The organism is Streptomyces sp. IMTB 2501 (assembly GCF_001953885.1).
Lineage (GTDB): Bacteria > Actinomycetota > Actinomycetes > Streptomycetales > Streptomycetaceae > Streptomyces.
The window spans coordinates 195,663-216,261 of sequence record NZ_MQUS01000008.1 but is presented as its reverse complement, the minus strand read 5'-3'; the positions used below and the strand labels follow the sequence as shown (position 1 = coordinate 216,261).

At 69.8% G+C, this 20,599-nt stretch carries 21 protein-coding genes; 15 read left to right on the top strand and 6 right to left on the bottom strand.

What is annotated here, in order from left to right; all coding sequences use genetic code 11:
* The first annotated feature begins 21 nt into the window (after positions 1-21).
* Positions 22-1,437: an FAD-binding oxidoreductase gene (locus AV521_RS16560; RefSeq protein ID WP_076089029.1), complete on the top strand. Its 1,416-nt coding sequence runs from the start codon at positions 22-24 to the stop codon at positions 1,435-1,437.
* A gap of 42 nt (positions 1,438-1,479) precedes the next feature.
* Here AV521_RS16560 and AV521_RS16555 read toward each other — a convergent pair whose 3' ends face one another.
* Positions 1,480-1,893, bottom strand: coding sequence for an SsgA family sporulation/cell division regulator (locus AV521_RS16555; protein ID WP_076089027.1), 414 nt, complete (start codon positions 1,891-1,893; stop codon positions 1,480-1,482).
* 246 nt (positions 1,894-2,139) lie between these two features.
* Between AV521_RS16555 and AV521_RS16550 the strand changes: the two genes are divergently transcribed.
* Positions 2,140-3,723: an RDD family protein gene (locus AV521_RS16550; RefSeq protein ID WP_076089025.1), complete on the top strand. Its 1,584-nt coding sequence runs from the start codon at positions 2,140-2,142 to the stop codon at positions 3,721-3,723.
* Positions 3,724-3,822: 99 nt separating this feature from the next.
* A complete protein-coding gene (locus AV521_RS16545; RefSeq protein ID WP_076089023.1) occupies positions 3,823-4,575 on the top strand; it encodes an RDD family protein in 753 nt (250 codons plus the stop codon).
* Between the two features lie 66 nt (positions 4,576-4,641).
* On the opposite strand, the gene AV521_RS16540 is transcribed toward AV521_RS16545, so the two are convergent.
* Complete coding sequence (locus tag AV521_RS16540) at positions 4,642-4,887, bottom strand: hypothetical protein (RefSeq protein ID WP_076089021.1); 246 nt, start codon at positions 4,885-4,887, stop codon at positions 4,642-4,644.
* A 268-nt stretch (positions 4,888-5,155) separates the two neighbouring features.
* Between AV521_RS16540 and AV521_RS16535 the strand changes: the two genes are divergently transcribed.
* Together AV521_RS16535 and AV521_RS16530 are read left to right on the top strand one after the other, a co-directional pair.
* Positions 5,156-7,513 (top strand): immune inhibitor A domain-containing protein, encoded by a 2,358-nt coding sequence (locus AV521_RS16535; RefSeq protein ID WP_076089019.1) that lies wholly within the window; start codon positions 5,156-5,158, stop codon positions 7,511-7,513.
* Positions 7,514-7,634: 121 nt separating this feature from the next.
* Positions 7,635-7,955 (top strand): hypothetical protein, encoded by a 321-nt coding sequence (locus AV521_RS16530; protein ID WP_076089017.1) that lies wholly within the window; start codon positions 7,635-7,637, stop codon positions 7,953-7,955.
* Between the two features lie 8 nt (positions 7,956-7,963).
* Here AV521_RS16530 and AV521_RS16525 read toward each other — a convergent pair whose 3' ends face one another.
* Together AV521_RS16525 and AV521_RS16520 are read right to left on the bottom strand one after the other, a co-directional pair.
* Complete coding sequence (locus AV521_RS16525) at positions 7,964-8,557, bottom strand: nicotinamidase (protein ID WP_076089015.1); 594 nt, start codon at positions 8,555-8,557, stop codon at positions 7,964-7,966.
* A 97-nt stretch (positions 8,558-8,654) separates the two neighbouring features.
* Positions 8,655-10,001 carry a nicotinate phosphoribosyltransferase gene (locus AV521_RS16520; RefSeq protein WP_076089013.1) on the bottom strand — a complete coding sequence of 449 codons (1,347 nt, stop codon included), beginning with the start codon at positions 9,999-10,001 and terminating at the stop codon, positions 8,655-8,657.
* Positions 10,002-10,058: 57 nt separating this feature from the next.
* Between AV521_RS16520 and clpS the strand changes: the two genes are divergently transcribed.
* The 9 genes from clpS (at position 10,059) to AV521_RS16480 (ending at position 17,792) form a co-directional block, all read left to right on the top strand.
* Positions 10,059-10,376: an ATP-dependent Clp protease adapter ClpS gene (clpS, locus tag AV521_RS16515; RefSeq protein ID WP_023550189.1), complete on the top strand. Its 318-nt coding sequence runs from the start codon at positions 10,059-10,061 to the stop codon at positions 10,374-10,376.
* Between the two features lie 13 nt (positions 10,377-10,389).
* A complete protein-coding gene (locus tag AV521_RS16510) occupies positions 10,390-10,995 on the top strand; it encodes a DUF2017 domain-containing protein (RefSeq protein WP_076089011.1) in 606 nt (201 codons plus the stop codon).
* Between the two features lie 350 nt (positions 10,996-11,345).
* Positions 11,346-12,782: an amino acid permease gene (locus tag AV521_RS16505; RefSeq protein WP_076089009.1), complete on the top strand. Its 1,437-nt coding sequence runs from the start codon at positions 11,346-11,348 to the stop codon at positions 12,780-12,782.
* Between the two features lie 142 nt (positions 12,783-12,924).
* Entirely contained in the window at positions 12,925-13,347 is a 423-nt protein-coding gene (locus AV521_RS16500; protein ID WP_076089006.1) for a Mov34/MPN/PAD-1 family protein, read from the top strand.
* A gap of 79 nt (positions 13,348-13,426) precedes the next feature.
* The gene (locus AV521_RS52695; protein ID WP_351025498.1) at positions 13,427-13,522 is read left to right on the top strand and encodes a putative leader peptide; all 96 of its coding nucleotides are present in this window, start codon (positions 13,427-13,429) and stop codon (positions 13,520-13,522) included.
* 86 nt (positions 13,523-13,608) lie between these two features.
* A complete protein-coding gene (locus AV521_RS16495; protein WP_076089004.1) occupies positions 13,609-13,887 on the top strand; it encodes a MoaD/ThiS family protein in 279 nt (92 codons plus the stop codon).
* A 17-nt stretch (positions 13,888-13,904) separates the two neighbouring features.
* Positions 13,905-14,855 carry a PLP-dependent cysteine synthase family protein gene (locus tag AV521_RS16490; protein WP_076089002.1) on the top strand — a complete coding sequence of 317 codons (951 nt, stop codon included), beginning with the start codon at positions 13,905-13,907 and terminating at the stop codon, positions 14,853-14,855.
* 274 nt (positions 14,856-15,129) lie between these two features.
* Positions 15,130-17,196, top strand: a complete 2,067-nt coding sequence (locus AV521_RS16485) for a putative Ig domain-containing protein (protein WP_076089000.1) — start codon at positions 15,130-15,132, stop codon at positions 17,194-17,196.
* Positions 17,197-17,330: 134 nt separating this feature from the next.
* A complete protein-coding gene (locus AV521_RS16480; protein ID WP_076088998.1) occupies positions 17,331-17,792 on the top strand; it encodes a hypothetical protein in 462 nt (153 codons plus the stop codon).
* Here the strand turns inward: AV521_RS16480 and AV521_RS16475 are convergent, their stop codons facing one another.
* Complete coding sequence (locus AV521_RS16475; RefSeq protein WP_076088996.1) at positions 17,793-18,251, bottom strand: type II toxin-antitoxin system PemK/MazF family toxin; 459 nt, start codon at positions 18,249-18,251, stop codon at positions 17,793-17,795. It lies immediately after the preceding gene.
* Positions 18,252-18,479: 228 nt separating this feature from the next.
* Here AV521_RS16475 and AV521_RS16470 point away from each other — a divergent pair, with 228 nt between their 5' ends.
* Positions 18,480-19,232: an MBL fold metallo-hydrolase gene (locus AV521_RS16470; protein WP_076088994.1), complete on the top strand. Its 753-nt coding sequence runs from the start codon at positions 18,480-18,482 to the stop codon at positions 19,230-19,232.
* A gap of 76 nt (positions 19,233-19,308) precedes the next feature.
* Here AV521_RS16470 and AV521_RS16465 read toward each other — a convergent pair whose 3' ends face one another.
* Complete coding sequence (locus AV521_RS16465) at positions 19,309-20,559, bottom strand: PTS transporter subunit EIIC (RefSeq protein ID WP_076088992.1); 1,251 nt, start codon at positions 20,557-20,559, stop codon at positions 19,309-19,311.
* Positions 20,560-20,599 lie beyond the last annotated feature (40 nt).

The following is a 20,599-nucleotide window of genomic DNA, read 5'->3' as shown; positions in this document are numbered from 1 at the left end:
GATGGGCGCGAGTGCCAAGCTGTGATCATGAGCCGTATCGAAGCGCCTCGCTCCGAAGACACCGCAGAGACGAGCGGTCTCACCGACCGGCTCCTGGCCGGCCTGCCCGCCGAGGCCGTCCTGACCGACCCCGACGTCACCGCCTCCTACGCCCACGACATGGCGAGCTTCTGCCCGGCCGGCGCGCCCGCCGTGGTCGTGCTGCCCCGCACGGTCGAGCAGGTCCAGCACGTCATGCGCACCGCCACCGAGCTACGCGTCCCGGTCGTCCCGCAGGGCGCCCGCTCGGGACTGTCCGGCGCGGCCAACGCCACCGACGGCTGCATCGTGCTGTCCCTGACCAGGATGGACCGCATCCTGGAGATCAGCCCCGTCGACCGGATCGCCGTGGTCGAACCGGGTGTGATCAACGCGACCCTCTCCCGCGCGGTCGAGGAACACGGCCTGTACTACCCGCCGGACCCCTCCAGCTGGGAGATGTGCACGATCGGCGGCAACATCGGCACGGCTTCCGGCGGCCTGTGCTGCGTCAAGTACGGCGTGACCGCCGAGTACGTCCTCGGCCTGGACGTCGTCCTCGCCGACGGCCGCCTGATGTCCACCGGCCGGCGTACGGCGAAGGGCGTGGCGGGCTACGACCTCACCCGGCTCTTCGTCGGCTCCGAGGGCTCCCTCGGCATCGTCGTACGGGCCGTGCTCGCCCTGAAGCCCAAGCCGCCGCAGCAGCTGGTGCTGGCCGCCGAGTTCCCCTCCGCCGCGGCCGCCTGCGACGCCGTCTGCCGGATCATGGAGGGCGGTCACGTCCCCTCCCTCCTCGAACTGATGGACCGCACGACCGTCAAGGCGGTGAACGACCTCGCCCACATGGGCCTGCCGGAGACCACCGAGTCGCTGCTGCTGGCCGCCTTCGACACCCCGGCCCCGGCCGCCGACCTCGCCGCCGTCGGCGCCCTGTGCGAGGCCGCCGGTGCCACCGAGGTCGTCCCGGCCGAGGACGCGGCCGAGTCCGAACTCCTCCTCCAGGCACGGCGGCTCTCGCTGACCGCGCTGGAGGCGGTCAAGGGCACGACGATGATCGACGACGTGTGCGTGCCCCGCTCGAAGCTCAGCGAGATGCTGGAGGGCGTCGAGCGCATCGCCGGGAAATACCGGCTGACCATCGGGGTCTGCGCCCACGCCGGCGACGGCAACACCCACCCCACCGTCTGCTTCGACGCCCAGGACGAGGACGAGTCCCGGCGGGCCCGTGAGTCCTTCGACGAGATCATGGCCCTCGGCCTGGAGCTGGGCGGCACCATCACCGGCGAACACGGCGTCGGCGTGCTGAAGAAGGAGTGGCTGGCCCGGGAGATCGGCCCGGTCGGCATCGAGATGCAACGGGCCGTGAAGCAGGCCTTCGACCCCCTGGGCATCCTCAACCCGGGCAAGGTCCTCTGAAGCCGGGGCGCCCTTCCCGGCACAGCCGCTCACCGCGGCCCCTCACTGGGCGAGCAGCTGGTCGAGCGCGTCGTCGATGCCCAGTTGCCCGCCCTCCGTTCCGGGCGGCACCGCCCGCAGCGTCCGCTCCAGCCAGGCCGACACCTGCGGGATCGGCGCCTCCAGCAGCGCGTCCCCGTCCGGCGAGCTGAGCGCCATCAGCACGACGCTGCGCCCGTCCACCTTCGTCGGCCACACCCGCACATCCCCGTGCCCGCACGGCCGGAACACCCCTTCGACCAGCAGGTCCCGGGCGAACGTCCAGCTGACGGGCGACTCGGAGTTGATGTGGAACATGATGTGGACGGCGTACGGATCGTCGGAGCGGTAGCTCAGCCGGGCCGGTACCGGGATACCGCGCTCCGGCGACAGGATGAGCCTCAGTTCCAGCTCGCGTTCCACCACGGTGTGCTCCATGACCTGCGTTCCTTTCCTGGTCTGCGCTGGCCGGGGCCGCTCGGAGCGGCCCCGCACCAGGGGAGAGCGGGCAGGGGCTGGGCCATTACGCGGGTTCGGAGAAATTTCTTTCGCGGACCTGTGAGAGCGGGGTACGGGGTTGCCCGGAAAGGAGTGGGTCCTGCGGGACTGGCGCTGCGGACTGCCCGGGTCTGATAGATGTGGAGACCCCTATTCCCACCCCCGAGCAGATACGGGACGACGGACATGAGCGCCCCAACCCCGGCCCCAGGCGACGACAGGCCCCGCGAGGGCTACTACCCGGACCCGTCCATCCCCGGCTACGTCCGGTACTGGAACGGCGCCTCCTGGGTGCCCGGCACCAGCCGGCCGGCGCCGAAGGACGGCGAACCGCTCGCCCCGCCGCCGGGGGTCCGCCCCGCGACCCCCGCGGTGGAGGAGACGGGCCCGCACTTCTTCGACGAGGACCCGGAGCCGAGCCCCGGCGGTCAGGACCGGCCCGGCGCCTGGCCCGCCGACGGCCAGGGCGCCGGGCAGCACCCCCATGCCGGCGCCGGTGACGGCGGCGGGCGTACCGCCTGGGGTGTCGACCCGAGGGTGCCCGCGGAGGGTTCGGCCCAGCTGCCCGGCCAGGCCGGGCAGACCGACGGCGCGGCCTCGGTCCCGCCGGCGGAGGGCGACGACCGGGATCCCAGCGGCACGTTCATCTTCCGCCGCCCGGTCCCGGGGCCCGCGGCCGTACAGGACGAGGGCACGATGACGTTCCGCCCGGTACCGGGCCAGGGCCGGCCGGGTGCGCAGGCGCCGGGCGGCCGGGCCGGTACTCCGGGCGCGGGGGCGGCGGATCCGGGTTATGGCACGCGGCCTTCGGCCGGTGGACCCAACAGTCCCAGCGGCACCGGTGGTCCTGGTACTCCTGGTACTCCCGGTGCGCCCGGCGGCTTCGGACCACAGGGGCCCGTCGGCGCGCCCACCCCGCCCGCCGCCGCATCCCCCTCGATCCCGTCCCCGCAGTCCGGCGGCCCCGGTTTCGGAGCGGGAAAGGCCGCCGCCGCGCGAGCCGCAGCCGCACAGGCACCGCAGGCCGCACAGGCACCGCAGGCAGCCCAGCCACCGCGAGCCGCGCAGCCCGTGCCGCCCGCCCAGGCCGCGCCCGCCGCCGTGGCGCCCTCGGTGCCGGCCCAGGGCGGCGCCCCTGGCACCCCGGTGACCAGTGGACCCGGGGGTGGTCAGGCGTCCTGGGCGCAGCAGGTGCACCAGCTGGCTGGCGGCGGTGACGAGCAGCCCGTGGCGCCGTGGAAGCCGGTGGTGGAGGACCCGTTCCAGGCGGCCGCGCGTCGCCAGGCCGCCGCCCGCCCCGCCGGACTCGGCAAGCGGCTCGCCGCCCGGCTGATCGACACCCTGGTTGTGGGCGCGGTGACGGCCGTGGCCGCCGTACCCCTCGGCACCAAGGCCGTCGACCACGTCCAGCAGAAGATCGACGCGGCCAGGCTGTCCGGCCGGGAGGTCACCGTCTGGCTGCTCGACGGCACCACCGCCACCAGCCTCGGCATCGTGCTCGCCGTCCTGCTGCTCGTCGGCGTCGTGTACGAGGCGCTGCCGACCGCCAGATGGGGCCGCACCCTCGGCAAGAAGCTGCTGGGTCTGGAGGTGCGGGACATCGAGGCGCACGAGCCCCCGGCCTTCGGCCTGGCACTGCGCCGCTGGCTCGTCTACAGCGTGCCCGGACTGCTCGGCATCGGGATCGTGGGTGTGCTGTGGTGCCTGTTCGACCGGCCCTGGCACCAGTGCTGGCACGACAAGGCGGCGCACACCTTCGTCGCGGGCTGAGCACCGGCCGGCGGAACGGCCCACTGGAACGCCGTACCCGGTACTCCGTACGGCCGCCCGTCGGATGCGGAGCCGGGGCGTTCGCGGTCCACTCGGGCCATGAGCAGCGAACCGCCCCCCGGCTCCGGAGAGCAGCCCCCCGAGGACGACCCGTTCAGGAAGCGGCCCCCGTCGGACCAGGGGTCGGGCTCGCCGTACGACACCCCGCACGGCGGCGCCCAGCAGCCCCCACCGTCCGGCGGCGGGGGCCCGCAACCGCCCCCCGGCGGCCAGCCGCCCCCGCCGGGCGGCCAGCAGCCACCTCCCTACGGCGGCGGCCAGCCTCCCCCCTACGGGGGCGGTCCGTACGGCGGTGGCCCCTACGGGCCGGGCCCCGGCGGTTACCCCGGTGACCCGCTGGCCGGTATGCCCCCGCTCGCCGACAGCGGCAAGCGCACGCTCGCGCGGATCGTGGACATGATCCTCGTCGGCATCGTCGTCTGGCTGCTCACCTGGGCGTTCGGCGTGCGCGAGTACAACGTGAACGGTGACCACGTCGAGGTCGGCAAGTCCGTGGGCCAGTCCGTCATCGTGGCCGTGCTGTACATCGCGTACGACACCTTCATGATGAGCAAGTACGGCCAGACCCTCGGCAAGCAGTGGCTCAACATGCGGGTGGCGAACCTGGACAACGGCGCCACGCCCTCGGTGCAGACCAACCTGATCCGCGCCCTGGTGCTCTGGGTGCCGTTCGCCTTCTGCTGTGCCTGCATCTGGACGGTGATCAGCGGCGGTTGGAGCTACTTCGACAAGCCGTACAAACAGGGCCTGCACGACAAGGCGGCCAAGACGGTGGTGGTCAGCACTCGCTGAGCGGCGGCGCAGACGACGGCGGCGGGTCCGTGGCCTACACGGACCCGCCGCCGACGTGTACGCCGCTCAGAGTGCCGTGGACACCGGCTGCTCCTTGGGTGCGGACTCGGCGGATCCGGCCGGTGCCTGGGCCGCGGGGGCCTGTGGCAGCGGCACCGTCATCGCCACGAGCAGCCCGAGGGCCAGCGCCGCGAGAGCGATGACGGTGATCCCGAGGCCCGAACTCGTCTGGGACAGCAGCAGCATGGCGAGCGTCGAGAAGATCACGGTGCACGAACCGTAAACGAGCTGTGCGGCAGTCGGACGAGGCATGGCAATCGTGTCCTCGGAAGTCTTCGGGTGATTGGGGGTGCCATTCGACTCTCTTCGCGTGCATGCCCGAACGAGCCGCCTGGTAAGCGTGACCTAACCCACGGTACCGGTGCACGGGGGGCGCACAGGGGGCACGTCCTCCGTAAAGCACCGGTCGACTCCACCTAGTCCAGTTGGCCGGAGCAAGTCAAGATCTGTCTTTTCTTCTAAACGTCTAGTCAAATTGCGTCACTTGAACGCGTCAAACAGACGCGGGGGAGGAACTCAAGTGACCTGCAGATCCTGGACGTTCAGAGCGGCCGCGATCGGCCTGACGCTCGCGGCGGCCTCCGTCACGTTCGCCACCTTCGCCGTCGCGGAGGCGAGCACCCAGGCCGGGCCCGCGGCGGTCGACCGGCACGACCCGGCGCCGGTGAAGCAGCGGGCACACGACCTCGACGGCCCGCTCAGCAAGACCCGGGAAGCCCAGCGCCGGGAGGCGTTGAACCAGCTCATATCGGGGAAGGCCAAGGCGCAGGAGCGGAACGGCTCCAAGGTCGTGGCGCTGGGCAGCCGCAAGGGCAGGAGCAAGTACGTCGAGCTGAGCCGTGAGAAGACCGACAAGATCTTCACGATCCTCGTGGAGTTCGGGGACAGGACCGACCCCAGGTACGGCGGCACTCCCGGCCCGCTGCACAACACCATCGCCGCGCCGGACCGTGGGAACGACAACTCCACGGCCTGGCAGCAGGACTACGACCAGAAGCACTACCAGGACCTCTACTTCGGCACCGGCAAGGCGACCCAGTCGCTGAAGAAGTACTACGAGAAGCAGTCCTCGGGCCGCTACTCGGTGAACGGCGAGGTCACGGACTGGGTCAAGGTCCCCTACAACGAGGCCCGTTACGGCAACAACGCCTGCGGCCAGACCAACTGCCCCAGCGTGTGGAACGTGGTCAGCGACGGCCTGAACGCCTGGGTGGCGCAGCAGAAGGCGGCCGGCAGGACGGACGCCGACGTCAAGAAGGACCTCGCCCAGTACGACCAGTGGGACCGCTACGACTACGACCACGACGGCAACTTCAACGAGCCGGACGGCTACATCGACCACTTCCAGATCGTGCACGCCGGTGAGGACGAGTCCGCGGGCGGCGGCGCGCAGGGCAAGGACGCGATCTGGGCCCACCGCTGGTACGCCTTCGGCAGCGACTCGGGCAGCACCGGCCCCGCGAACAACAAGCTCGGCGGCGCCCAGGTCGGCGACACCGGCATCTGGGTCGGCGACTACACCATCCAGCCGGAGAACGGCGGCCTCGGCGTCTTCGCCCACGAGTACGGCCATGACCTCGGACTGCCGGACGAGTACGACACCGCAGGCGGCGACAACTCGACTGGTTTCTGGACCCTGATGTCCTCCGGCTCCTGGCTCGGCACCGGCAAGGAGTCCATCGGCGATCTGCCGGGCGACATGAACGCCTGGGACAAGCTGCAGCTCGGCTGGCTGAACTACGACACCGCGAAGGCCGGTACGCAGTCCACGCACAAACTGGGCGTCGCCGAGTACAACACCTGGGACAAGCAGGCCCTCCTGGTCAACCTGCCGGACAAGGCGGTCACCACGGCCATCACCGAGCCGGCCCAGGGTGCGACCCAGTGGTGGAGCGGCAGCGGCAACGACCTCAAGAACACGCTGACCCGGTCCGTGGACCTCACCGGCAGGTCCTCGGCGAAGCTCGACCTGGACGGCTGGTGGGCCACCGAGGACGGCTACGACCATGTCTACACCGAGGTGTCGACCGACGATGGCGCCAACTGGACCGCCCTGGACGGCACGGCGGACGGCCAGGCCATCGGGCGGGACGGCAGCGGCAAGCCGGCGCTGACCGGCTTCTCGCAGACGCACAGGAAACTGTCGTACGCGCTCGACGCCTACGCGGGCAAGAAGATCGACCTGCGCTTCCGGTACGCCACCGACAGCGGCGTGGCCGAGAACGGCTTCACGGCCGACGAGATCACCGTGACCGCCGACGGCGCGCCGCTCTTCTCGGACAACGCCGAGACACAGGACGCCGGTTGGACCGCGAACGGCTTCTCCCGCATCGGTGCGTCCTTCACCAAGGACTACAAGCAGTACTACCTTGCCGAGAACCGGCAGTACGTGTCCTACGACAAGACGCTCAAGACCGGCCCGTACAACTTCGGTTCGGCCAAGCGGCCCGGCCGGGTGGAGCACTACCCGTACCAGAACGGTCTGTTGATCTGGAAGTGGGACACCTCCCAGGCGGACAACAACACCAACAGCACCAACGGCCACCCCGGTTCCGGTCTGATCCTGCCGGTCGACTCCCACCCGCAGGCGCTGAAGTGGTCCGACGGCACGCTGCTGCGCAACCGCATGCAGGCCTACGACTCCCCGTTCAGCCTCTACGGCACGGACGGCATCACGCTCCACAAGGCGGACGTGGCGACGGTGATCAAGGCGTCGAAGGGGGTGCCGGTCTTCAACGACCACACCAGCACCTACTACGACCCGGCGAATCCCACCGGGGGCGTGAAGGTCACTGACACCAACACCAAGATCGCGATCGTCAAGGAGGCCGGGGATGGTTCGACGATCTTGCTCAAGGTTGGTCCAGCAGTGAACTAATCCACATTTTCGCAGGTCAGGCGCGTATCGGCGGCAGCCTCTTGGCGGGTTGCCGCCGTTCGTGTTTAGGTGCGTCATGTGGACCGCTTATTGACACCGACGAAAACGGGGATGTGACCGCATGGCCGCTGGAGGCTTCTGCAGACTGCCGAACGGCACGGTCGTGGTGGCGCTGAATCTGCCCTACGGCTCCGCCGCGGTGCGGGTACTGGTGCATGCCCAGAACCGCGCCCGAGCCCTGACCAGGCTCCGCAACCTGGGGTTGCGCGCGATCTACCTCCGGGGGAACGCCGCGCCCCCCACGCCGGACGAGGTCACGGCGGTGCTGCACCATCCGGACGGGCTGATATGGCGTACGGCACCGGCCGACAACGGTGTCATGGTGACTGAGCTCTGGCACCCGATCCGGGCGCTTCTTCGCAGGTCAGCGGTGGTGCAATAGGGTTTCTGCTAACCACTGACCACCGGCTTGCCCGTGAGCTCCACTCCTGCTGCCCGCATTTCCTCCAGCGCCCGCTCCGTCGTCTCCGGGGCGACCCCCGCCGTGAGGTCCAGCAGGACCTGGGTGCGGAAGCCCTCTCTCGCGGCGTCCAGGGCGGTGGCGCGTACGCAGTGGTCGGTGGCTATGCCCGCCACGTCGACCTCGTCGATGTGGCGGGCGCGGAGCCAGTCGACCAGCGGGACGCCGTTCTCGTCGCTGCCCTCGAAGCCGCTGTAGGCGGCCGAGTACGCGCCCTTGTCGAAGACGGCGTCGATCGCGCCGGAGGCGACGGCAGGGGCGAAGTTCGGGTGGAAGCCGACGCCCTCCGTGCCCGCGACACAGTGCGCGGGCCAGGAGTGGACGAAGTCGGGGTCGTCGGCGAAGTGGCCGCCGGGGGCGATGTGGTGGTCCCGGGTGGCCACCACATGGCGGTATCCGGTGCCCGCCGCCTGGCCGATCAGTTCCGTGATCGCGGCGGCCACGTCCGCACCCCCGGCCACCGCAAGGCTGCCCCCCTCGCAGAAGTCGTTCTGCACATCTACGACGATCAAGGCGCGGCGCATGATGGGTGTCCTTCGACTAAGAGTTAAGTAACTGAGCCTAGAGACTTCCGGGCCCGTGCGGGAGGGGGCGGGCGCGCGGGCGGACGTCGGTCCCGCTCTAGCTACCCGAGTGCCCGGTGGCGTACTCCGTCGGAATCACGGGTTCCCCTCGGGAGAGCTGTGTAGCGGAGAGCGGGAGATTCGCCCGGGCGGCGATGTGGCGGTCCCGGGGGACGTCCAGTGGTTCACGGGTGATCACGTCACCGCCCTTGACCAGCTCGACCAGCAGCTGGCGGTCGGCCAGCTCCGTCGGCACCGGGCCGGTGCCCACGACCTCGGCCTCCGCCACCCCGTCCGCGTCCAGCCGGCGCGCCGCCCACTTGCGGCCCCCGAGGGAGGTCTTGCCGCCGCTGGACTTCTTCGCGACCGGCACGAGCGGCGCCTCGTCGTCACCGGACTTGGCACGGGCGACCAGCTTGTAGACCATGGAGCAGGTCGGGTGCCCGGAGCCGGTGACCAGCTGGGTGCCGACGCCGTACGCGTCCACCGGGGCGGCGGCGAGGGAGGCGATCGCGTATTCGTCCAGGTCGGAGGTCACGACGATCTTCGTGTTCGTGGCGCCCAGCTCGTCCAGCTGCTGCCGCACCCGGTGTGCCACGAGCAGCAGGTCGCCGGAGTCGATGCGGACCGCGCCCAGTTCCGGGCCGGCCACCTCCACCGCCGTACGCACGGCCTGGGCGACGTCGTAGGTGTCCACGAGCAGAGTGGTCCCCCGGCCGAGGGTGTCGACCTGGGCCTGGAAGGCGTCCCGCTCGCGGTCGTGCAGCAGGGTGAAGGCGTGGGCCGAGGTACCGACGGTCGGGATGCCGTAGCGGAAGCCGGCCGCCAGGTCCGAGGTGGTCGCGAAGCCGCCGACGTACGCCGCCCGGGACGCGGCCACCGCCGCCAGCTCATGGGTGCGGCGGGCACCCATCTCGATCAGCGGCCGGTCCCCGGCGGCCGAGGCCATGCGGGAGGCGGCCGCGGCGATCGCGGAGTCGTGGTTGAGGATGGAGAGGATGACCGTCTCCAGCAGCACGCACTCGGCGAAGGTGCCCTCGACCCGCATGATCGGCGAGCCGGGGAAGTAGACCTCGCCCTCGGGGTAGCCCCAGATGTCCCCGCTGAAGCGGTAGCCGGCGAGCCACGTCAGGGTCTCCTCGTCGACGATCTTCCGCTCGCGCAGGAAGCCGAGGACGCCCGCGTCGAAGCGGAAGTTCTCCACCGCGTCCAGGACACGCCCGGTGCCGGCGACCACACCGTAACGGCGCCCGTTCGGCAGCCGCCGGGTGAAGACCTCGAACACGCTCCGCCGTTCGGCCGTACCGGCCTTCAGCGCGGCCTGCAGCATCGTCAGCTCGTACTGGTCCGTGAAGAGCGCCGTCGAGGGAACATCCACCGGCAGCCCAAGGTCCGCTGTGTTCATGACTGGGGATCGTACTCCCTTTTCGTCGGTGTGACGATTTTCGCCGAGCGTGGCAGCATGGGCACCGTGACGTCACCCGCGCCCGTAGAGATCGAACGCACCGAGTCGGCGGAGGAGGTCTTCGCCGTACCCGAGCCCGACGTCCCCTGGGTCACGATCGTGCACAACGACCCGGTCAACCTCATGAGCTATGTGACGTACGTCTTCCAGACGTACTTCGGCTACTCCAAGGACAAGGCCACCAAGCTCATGCTCGATGTCCACCACAAGGGCCGGGCGGTCGTCTCCAGCGGGACCCGCGAGGAGATGGAGCGCGACGTGCAGGCGATGCACGGCTACGGTCTGTGGGCCACCCTGCAGCAGGACCGGAAGTAGCGAACCCATTTACATGCCCGGACATTTCGAACCGCTTCCCGGCGGCGGCGCGGCCGTCGCGCTCGACGACGTCGAGATCTCCATCATCCGGTCGCTGGCCGTCCAGCTCCTGGAGCTGATCGGTCCCGGCCCCGGCGCCGACTCCCCGGCGGACCCGCTCGCCGAGCTTTTCGCGGAGGGCCCGAGCGAGCCGCCCGCCGACCCGGTGCTGCACCGGCTCTTCCCGGACGCCTACAGCGACCCGGAGAAGGCCCCGGACTCGCCCGCCGATGCCGAGGAGCGGCGGGCCCACTCCGCCGAGTTCCGCCGCTACACCGAGAACGACCTCAGGGCAGGCAAGCGCGAGAACGCGCTCGCGGTGATCCGCGCCCTGGACGCGCTGTCCCCGGTGGACGAGGGCGGGGCGGTGCTGAAGCTGGCCCCGGACGAGTCCCGGCGATGGCTCAGCGCCCTCAACGACCTGCGGCTCGCGATCGGCACCCGGCTGGAGATCACCGACGAGGACGACACCGATCTGCTCTACCGGCTCCCCGACGAGGACCCGCGCAAGCCGATGGTGATGGCCTATCTGTGGCTGGGCGGGCTCCAGGAGACCCTGGTCGGCACGCTGATGTCGTAACTGCGGCATGTGTGGTGTACGAGTGTTCGCTCAGCGGACGCTCAGATCCGGATAACGATCCCGTCACCGTTGCGGCCTGGTTTGCCGCGATCGGGGGTCATTTGTCCGCTTTTCCCTGTGTGATGCGCCACAACCCGCCCCCGTGATCAATATTGCGGCCGTGATAAATCTTCACGATCGCCTGGCCGACACCACCTATGTCCGGCCGGGTGCGCCACCGAGCCGACGACCGTCGGCCAGGCACGAGCGGACCCGAAGAGGCCCGCTCAACTCCATCATCCGGGGGGATCGAAACCCGATCCGAGGCCGACGAAAGGCCCGGGTCGGCATGGAGAAAGGGCGCACCACACATGACCTCATCGCAGGTCGACCAGCTTCGCGACGGCAATGAGGCCGCGCGGGCCGCGGACAGCGAGGGTGGCGAGGGGTATCACCGCGGGCTCGGGTCCCGGCAGATCCAGATGATCGCCATCGGCGGTGCCATCGGCACCGGCCTGTTTCTCGGCGCGGGCAAGGGCATTTCCAAGGCCGGCCCCAGCCTGATCCTGGCGTATGCGGTCGCGGGCCTCGTGATCTTCCTGATCATGCGGGCGCTCGGCGAGCTGCTGATGTACCGCCCGGTGTCGGGTTCGTTCTCCGAGTACGCGCGCGAGTTCATCGGCCCCTTCGCGGGCTTCGTCACCGGCTGGACGTACTGGCTGTTCTGGGTGGTCACCGGCATCACCGAGGTCACGGCCGCGGCGGCCTACATGACGTACTGGTTCGACATCCCGCAATGGGTCTCGGCACTGATCTTCACGATCGTGCTGTACGGCGCCAACCTGATCTCCGTCAAGCTCTTCGGTGAGCTGGAGTTCTGGTTCTCCATGGTCAAGGTCACCGCGATCATCGGCATGATCCTGATCTGCGCCGGCATCCTGACCATCGGCTTCTCGGACGCGGGCAAGACCGCCTCGGTCAGCCATCTGTGGAACGACGGCGGCTTCTTCCCGCACGGCATCGGCAGCACGCTGATGACCCTGCAGATGGTCATGTTCGCCTTCCTCGCCGTCGAGCTGGTCGGTGTCACCGCGGGCGAGTCCAAGGACCCCGAGAAGGTGCTGCCGAAGGCGATCAACACCGTGCCGTGGCGCATCGCCGTCTTCTACGTCGGCGCGCTGATCATGATCCTGTCGGTCGTGCCGTGGACCGAGTTCCACCCCGGTGTGAGCCCCTTCGTGGCCGCCTTCCAGAAGATGGGCCTGTCCGTCGGCGCCGGCATCGTGAACTTCGTCGTCCTCACGGCCGCGCTGTCCTCCTGCAACTCCGGCATGTACTCCACCGGCCGCATGCTGCGTGACCTGGCGCTCAACGGCCAGGGCCCGAAGTTCTTCACCAATCTGACGCGCAGCGGCACCCCGCTGGCCGGCACCACGTTCTCCGCCGCGCTGATGCTCGTCGGCGTCTGGATCAACTACCAGTGGCCGGGCAAGGCCTTCGACTACGTGGTGTCCTTCGCGACCATCTCCGGCATGTGGGCCTGGATCGTCATCCTGATCTGCCAGATCCGCTACCGGGCGAAGGCGAACCGCGGAGAGCTGCCGCAGAGCGAGTTCCGCGCGCCGGGAGCGCCGTACACGAGCATCTTCGCGCTGGCATTCATCTTCATGGTGATCGTGCTCATGGGTATCGACAAGGACGCCCGGGTCTCGCTGTACTGTGCTCCGCTGTGGGGCGCGATCCTCGGCGTCTCCTACTGGGCGCTCCGGCGCCGCAACCCGGAGGCCGCGGCCTTCCGCAAACGCTGAGCACCGTAAGACCAACGGAAAGGACGTCCGGCCGCGAGGGTACTCGTGGCACCCTCGCCGGCCGCCGCTCAGGACGTCCAGCATATGGGCCGTCCCGTACCACACCTCGGTACGGGGCGGCCCTCTGCTTATCCTGACCGTCATGCTGACCATCACCCAGGCCCTGTACGACCAGATCGTCGCCCACGCACGCAAGGACCACCCGGACGAGGCGTGCGGCGTCATCGCGGGCCCGGCGGGTTCGGACCGCCCCGAGCGCTTCATCCCCATGCTGAACGCGGCGATGTCGCCCACCTTCTACGAGTTCGACTCGGGCGACCTGCTCAAGCTCTACCGCGAGCTGGACGACCGCGACGAGGAGCCGGTGATCATCTACCACTCCCACACCGCGACCGAGGCCCACCCCTCCCGCACCGACATCTCCTACGCCAACGAGCCTGGCGCCCACTACGTCCTCGTGTCCACCGCCGACACCGACGGCCTCGGCGAGTTCCAGTTCCGCTCGTTCCGGATCGTGGACGGGGAGGTCACCGAGGAGGAGGTCAAGGTCGTGGAGGCCTACTGATCCCGCGATCCGGACGGATTTCATCCAGCATGCGAGATCACACTCCGATTGCCGGACCGGGAATCGTTACGATGAGCCCATGGTTCTGTACGACGTGAGCGAGAAGGCGCCGGGCACGCTGCTCGTGGCGCGGCTGCACGTCGACCTGTGCAGGCTGAACAGCGCCATCTGTTGATTCCCCCTGCCGCCGTTCGGCCCGTGTGCCGCGGCGGGCCGCCGCACGCCCGAACCGACGACACCTTCCGACAGGAGCCCTGAGCCATGGCCATCGAGGTCCGCATCCCGACCATCCTCCGCCAGTACACCGACGGTCAGAAGGCGGTGGAGGGCAGCGGTGACACCCTCGCCGAGCTGTTCGCCGACCTTGAGACCCGGCACACGGGCATCCAGGCCCGCATCGTGGACGACGGCAAGCTGCGCCGCTTCGTCAACGTGTACCTGAACGACGAGGACGTCCGTTTCATCAACCACATCGAGACCAAGCTGTCCGACGGCGACACCGTGACGATCCTGCCGGCCGTCGCCGGCGGCATGCGCTGATCGGTCGCTGAGCAGCGATGCGCTACGACTCCCCGCTGGCCGCGGTGGGCAACACCCCGCTGGTGCGCCTGCCGCGGCTCTCGCCGGCCGCCGACGTCCGGATCTGGGCCAAGCTGGAGGACCGCAACCCCACCGGCTCGGTCAAGGACCGCCCCGCGCTGCACATGATCGAGCAGGCGGAGAAGGACGGCCGGCTCACCCCGGGCTGCACGATCCTGGAGCCCACCTCCGGCAACACTGGTATCTCCCTCGCCATGGCGGCCAAGCTCAAGGGCTACCGCATGGTGTGCGTGATGCCGGAGAACACCTCGCAGGAGCGCCGGGACCTGCTCGGCATGTGGGGCGCCGAGATCATCTCCTCGCCGGCCGCGGGCGGCTCCAACACCGCCGTACGCGTGGCCAAGGAGCTGGCCGCCGAGCACCCCGACTGGGTGATGCTCTACCAGTACGGCAACCCGGACAACGCGGGCGCCCACTACGCCACCACCGGCCCCGAGATCCTCGCCGACCTGCCCTCCATCACCCACTTCGTGGCGGGCCTCGGCACCACCGGCACCCTGATGGGCGTCGGCCGCTATCTGCGCGAGCACCGGCCGGGGATCCAGATCGTCGCCGCCGAGCCGCGCTACGACGACCTGGTGTACGGCCTCAGGAACCTCGACGAGGGCTTCGTACCGGAGCTGTACGACGCCTCCGTGCTGACCTCCCGCTTCTCCGTCGGCTCGGCCGACGCGGTCACCCGCACCCGTGAACTCCTGCAGCAGGAGGGCATCTTCGCGGGCGTCTCGACCGGCGCGGCCCTGCACGCGGCGATCGGCGTGGGCAGGAAGGCGGTCAAGGCGGGGGAGAGCGCCGACATCGTCTTCATCGTGGCCGACGGCGGCTGGAAGTACCTGTCCACCGGCGTCTACACGGCGGCCACCACCGAGGAGGCCATCGAGACGCTGCAGGGCCAGCTCTGGGCGTAACACCGCATTAACGCGCATCAAGCGGTCACCAGCCCCCTCTTATGAGGGGGCTAAGCCATTCCTATGGCGAGGCAAAGAAAAGCACCCGGTACTGCCGGTGGTGCCGGAGCCGGAGCTACGTTCCTCCCCGCACCCTGTCATGTAACGCTCACCCAGCGCCATGACAGGTGTCTGCGAGTGTCATGCTCATGACTGCGCGGTCCCACCGCCGCTACGCGCGTCACGGGCCTGCCAATCCAGTGCGCATCCCCACGTCAACCGGAGGCAGTACCCCATGCGTGAGTCACGCCTGAGCAAGCGGAGACGGAGCCTGCGAAGACTCCTCGCCGTCTCCTTCCCCGCTCTCACCCTCACCGTCGCCGGGCTCGTCGCGGCACCGACGGCCGGCGCCCAGACCGCCGCGGCCCACCCGCACGGCACCAAGGTCACGCAGAACGACAAAGCGCTGACCGCACCCGAGCGGCAGACCTACCACTCCACCGGCAAGGCCGGCCAGAAGGTGCCCACGACGCACCTGTGCGCCACCGCCGAGCCGGGGCACGCGTCCTGCTTCGCCCAGCGCCGCACCGACATCAGGCAGCGCCTCGCCTCGGCGCTCGCCGCCGCGGCGCCCTCCGGCCTCTCCCCGGCCAACCTGCACAGCGCCTACAACCTGCCCACCACGGGCGGTTCCGGCATGACCGTCGCCATCGTCGACGCCTACAACGACCCCAACGCCGAGTCGGACCTGGGCACTTACCGCTCCACCTACGGCCTGTCCGCCTGCACCAAGGCCAACGGCTGCTTCAAGCAGGTCAGCCAGACCGGCTCCACCACGTCGCTGCCGACCAACGACACCGGCTGGGCCGGTGAAGAGATGCTCGACATCGACATGGTCAGCGCGGTCTGCCCGAACTGCAACATCATCCTGGTCGAGGCCAACTCCGCCACCGACTCCGACCTCGGCACCGCCGAGAACGAGGCCGTCGCGCTCGGCGCCAAGTTCGTCTCCAACAGCTGGGGCGGCTCCGAGTCCTCCGCCCAGACCAGCGAGGACACCCAGTACTTCAAGCACCCGGGCGTCGCGATCACCGTCTCCTCCGGTGACTCCGCCTACGGCGCCGAGTACCCGGCGACCTCCCAGTACGTGACCGCCGTCGGCGGCACCGCGCTCACCACCGCCTCCAACTCCCGTGGCTGGAGCGAGTCGGTGTGGAACACCTCCTCGACCGAGGGCACCGGCTCCGGCTGCTCGGCCTACGACCCGAAGCCGAGCTGGCAGACCGACAGCGGCTGCTCCAAGCGTATGGAGGCCGACGTCTCCGCGGTCGCCGACCCGGCCACCGGCGTCGCGGTCTACGACACCTACGGCGGCTCCGGCTGGGCGGTCTACGGCGGCACCAGCGCCTCCTCGCCGATCATGGCCTCGGTCTACGCCCTCGCGGGCACCCCGGGCGCCGGCGACTATCCGGCGAAGTACCCGTACCAGCACACGGGCAACCTGTACGACGTCACCAGCGGCAGCAACGGCAGCTGCTCCCCGTCGTACTTCTGCACCGCGGGCACCGGCTACGACGGCCCGACCGGCTGGGGCACCCCGAACGGCACCGCCGCCTTCACCGCCGGCTCCAGCAGCGGCAACACGGTGACCGTCACCAACCCCGGCAGCCAGTCCACCACCGCGGGCGGCTCGGTCAGCCTGCAGATCAAAGCCACCGACAGCGGGGGCGCGGCCCTCACCTACAGCGCCTCCGGCCTGCCGACCGGGCTGTCCATCAACAGCTCCACCGGCCTGATCTCCGGTACCGCCTCCACCGCGGGCACCTACCAGGTCACGGTCACCGCGAAGGACTCCACCGGGGCCTCCGGCTCGGCCTCCTTCACCTGGACCGTCGGCTCCGGCGGTGGCGGCTGCACCTCGTCCCAGCTGCTGGCCAACCCCGGCTTCGAGTCGGGCAGCACCGGCTGGACCGCGACCAGCGGCGTGATCACCAACGACACCGGTGAGGCGGCGCACGGCGGTTCGTACTACGCCTGGCTCGACGGGTACGGCTCCTCGCACACCGACACGCTGTCCCAGTCGGTGACGATCCCGGCCGGCTGCAAGGCCACGCTCAGCTTCTACCTGCACATCGACACCGCGGAGACCGGCAGCACCGCGTACGACAAGCTGACGGTGACCGCCGGTTCGACGACCCTCGCGTCGTACTCGAACCTCAACGCGGGCTCCGGGTACGCGCAGAAGACCTTCGACCTGTCCTCGCTGGCGGGCCAGACGGTCACCCTGAAGTTCAACGGCGTGGAGGACTCCTCGCTGCAGACCAGCTTCGTCGTGGACGACACCGCCCTGACGACCAGCTGATCCGTCCCACCTGAACCACCCGGTGATCCCGCACGCGGAAACGGTCCGCGTGCGGGATCCGTTCGTCGTGCTGCTACGTCTCATCTGCATCAGGCGGCCGGCCCCCCCACGGCCACGGCAGAAAGGCGAACCCCATGCGCCGTACCACGACATCCCTCGCCCTCGCGGCGGCAGCGCTGCTCCTCGCCGGATGCGGCTCGCAGAGCGGCTCGGACAACGCAGGCGGCGGCAAGGTGTCGCCGTCGGCGCCCTCGTCCTCCGCACCGGCCAAGGGCGGCTGCGCCGCCGACGTGCAGCTGAAGGCCGCGGACGGCGGCCGTACCGTGTGTGTGGCCAAGGGCGGCGAGGTCCGCCTGACCCTGGACGGCACCAAGTCCCGCCCCTGGAAGCCGGTCATGGTGAGCGGCAGCGCGCTCAAGGGCATCAACGCCGGCTTCGTCCTCCAGCCGGGCGACGCCACCGCCGCGTACCACGCCGTGACCGCCGGAACCGTGAAACTGACGTCCTCCCGCCCGCTGTGTGCCCAGCCGACGGCTCCGGGTCAGGTCTCCTGCAAGGGCATCCAGGAGTGGACGGTCACGGTCACCGTGAAGTGATCAGCCGGCCAGGTGCCGTACCTGGTCCCACAGCACCGGGTCGACCACCCCGACGCGGCGCCGGAAGTCGCCCACCGGTACCTCACGCAGCTCGTCCGTCTCCAGGAAGCTCGGGCGGCCATGGGCGTCACCGACCGCGCCGGGCGGGAGCGGGATCACCCCGGCGCGCTCGTCGTGGTACTTGCTGGTGATCTTCGCGACCGTGGCCCGGTTCCCGCGCACGGCCAGCACCAGACACGGCCGGTCCTTGACCTCGGCGCGGTCCTCGTGGGGGACGTCCGCCCACCAGATGTCCCCGGGGACCGGCCGGGCGGCCTGCGCCGGGCGCGTTCCCGCACGGCCGAGCGGCCTCAGGCGCCGTCCGGCGGGCCGGCGACCGCGCCCCCAGCCGTCGACGAGCGTGGCGACCAGCGCGAGCAGTACGACCGCCGCGAGCGCCAGCCACCAGGACGTGTCCATACGACGACGTTACCGGCGCGCGCCGAGGATCGCGCGCCCTCTGGTGAACCTTGTGCGCCCCGGGTCCAGCCGAACCGGTGACAGCACAGGTGAGTTCGCCCACAACGGCCCTTTGCGGAGGAGCGACCCGTGCTTTCGCGCCTTACGCTCGACAAACCGCACGACCCCCGTTTCCTGCCCTTTTGATCTTTGCCGCCTGATCTTTCCGCCAACGGAGGTTTCTGCTTCATGAAGCTCACCGTCGTCGGCTGCTCGGGGTCGTTCCCGTCCGCGGAATCGGCCTGCTCGAGCTACCTCGTCGAGGCCGACGGCTTCCGGCTGCTTCTCGACATGGGCAACGGCGCCCTGGGCGAGCTGCAGCGCCACTGCGGTCTCTACGACCTCGACGCGATCTTCCTGAGCCATCTGCACGCCGATCACTGCATCGACATGCTCGCGTACTTCGTCGCGCGTTTCTACCGTCACGACGGCGGCCGCTGCGACCCCCTCCCGGTGTACGGCCCCGAGGGCACCGAACACCGCCTCACCACGGCCTACGCCGACACCCCCTCCGCCTCCTCCATGAGCGAGGTCTTCGACTTCCACACCGTCAAGCCGTCCACGTTCGAGATGGGCCCGTTCACGGTGCACACCGAGCGGGTCCGCCATCCCGTGGAGGCGTACGCCATCCGGATCGAGCACGGCGGGCGGTCGCTGACGTACTCCGGCGACACGGGTGTCACCGACGCGCTGGACGGGCTGGCCCGGGACACCGACCTGTTCCTGTGCGAGGCCGCGTTCACGCACGGCAAGGAGAACATCCCGGACCTGCATCTCAACGGCCGCGAGGCGGGCGAGACGGCGACCCGCGCCGGTGCCCGCCGCCTGGTCCTCACCCACATCCCGCCGTGGACCGACCCCCAGGTCAACCTCCGCGACGCACGCGAGGTGTTCACGGGCCCGGTGGAGTTGGCAGCGCCACGGGTGACGTACGAGGTCTAGATTGCGCGCACACGGATCGGAAAGGCCCCGGAACCAGTGAGGTTCCGGGGCCTTCGTCATGCCATGGCCGTGGCCGTCACGCCTTCGTCAGGTCCTCGACCTCCTCCTCGGGCTCGCGGCCCGGGGTCGGGAGGTTGAACCTGATGATCGCGAAGCGGAAGACCACGTAGTAGATCACCGCGAAGAACAGGCCGATGGGGATGATCATCCAGGGCTTGGTGGCCAGGCCCCAGTTGAGGAAGTAGTCGATCGCACCGGCCGAGAAGCTGAAGCCGTGGTGCACGCCCAGCGACCAGGTCACCGCCATCGACACCGCGGTGAGGACGGCGTGGATCGCGTACAGCAGCGGGGCGATGAACATGAACGCGAACTCGATCGGCTCGGTGATACCGGTGACGAACGAGGTCAGGGCGAGGGACAGCATCATGCCGCCGACGGCCTTGCGGCGCTCCGGGCGGGCGCAGTGGGTGATCGCCAGCGCGGCGGCCGGGAGGGCGAACATCATGATCGGGAAGAAGCCCGTCATGAACTGGCCGGCGGTCGGGTCGCCGTGGAAGAAGCGGGGCAGGTCACCGTGCCACACGGCACCGGCGGAGTCCTTGTAGTTGCCGATCTCCTGCCAGGCCACCGTGTTGACGAACTGGTGCATGCCGATGGGCAGCAGACCGCGGTTGATGAGACCGAAGAGGCCCGCGCCGAGCGCGCCGAGGCCGGTCATCCACTTGCCGAAGTCGGTGATGACGTTGCCGATGGGCTCCCAGATCAGACCGAAGACCACACCGATGCCGGTGCCGATGAAGGCCATCAGGATGGGCACCAGCCGGCGGCCGTTGAAGAAGCCCAGCCAGTCGGGCAGCTTGGTGCGGTGGAAGCGCTGCCAGACGACGGCGGCGATGAGGCCCATGACGATGCCGCCGAGCACCTTGGGGTCGTTGTAGGTCGCGGGGATGTCCGCGCCCTTGGTTATCTTGGCCTCGGTGATCGGGAACGCGGTCAGCACGTTCTTGTACACCAGGAAGCCGACCAGCGCCGCCAGCGCCGTGGAGCCGTCGGCCTTCTTGGCGAAGCCGATGGCGATGCCCACGCAGAACAGCAGCGGCAGATTGCTGAACACGGCGTCGCCGGCCGTGGCGAACACGGCCGCGACCTTGTTCCAGCCGAGGCCGTCCTTGCCGAACACGTCGTCCTGGCCGAGACGCAGCAGAATGCCCGCCGCCGGCAGTACGGCGATCGGGAGCTGCAGGCTGCGGCCGACCTTCTGCAGGCCCTGGAACAGGCCGGATCCCCGCTTCTTCGCGGGAGCCGCCGTGGCGGTGGCGGTGCTCATGGGATGGTTCCTCCATCGGTGGTGGTCTACACCACTCAGT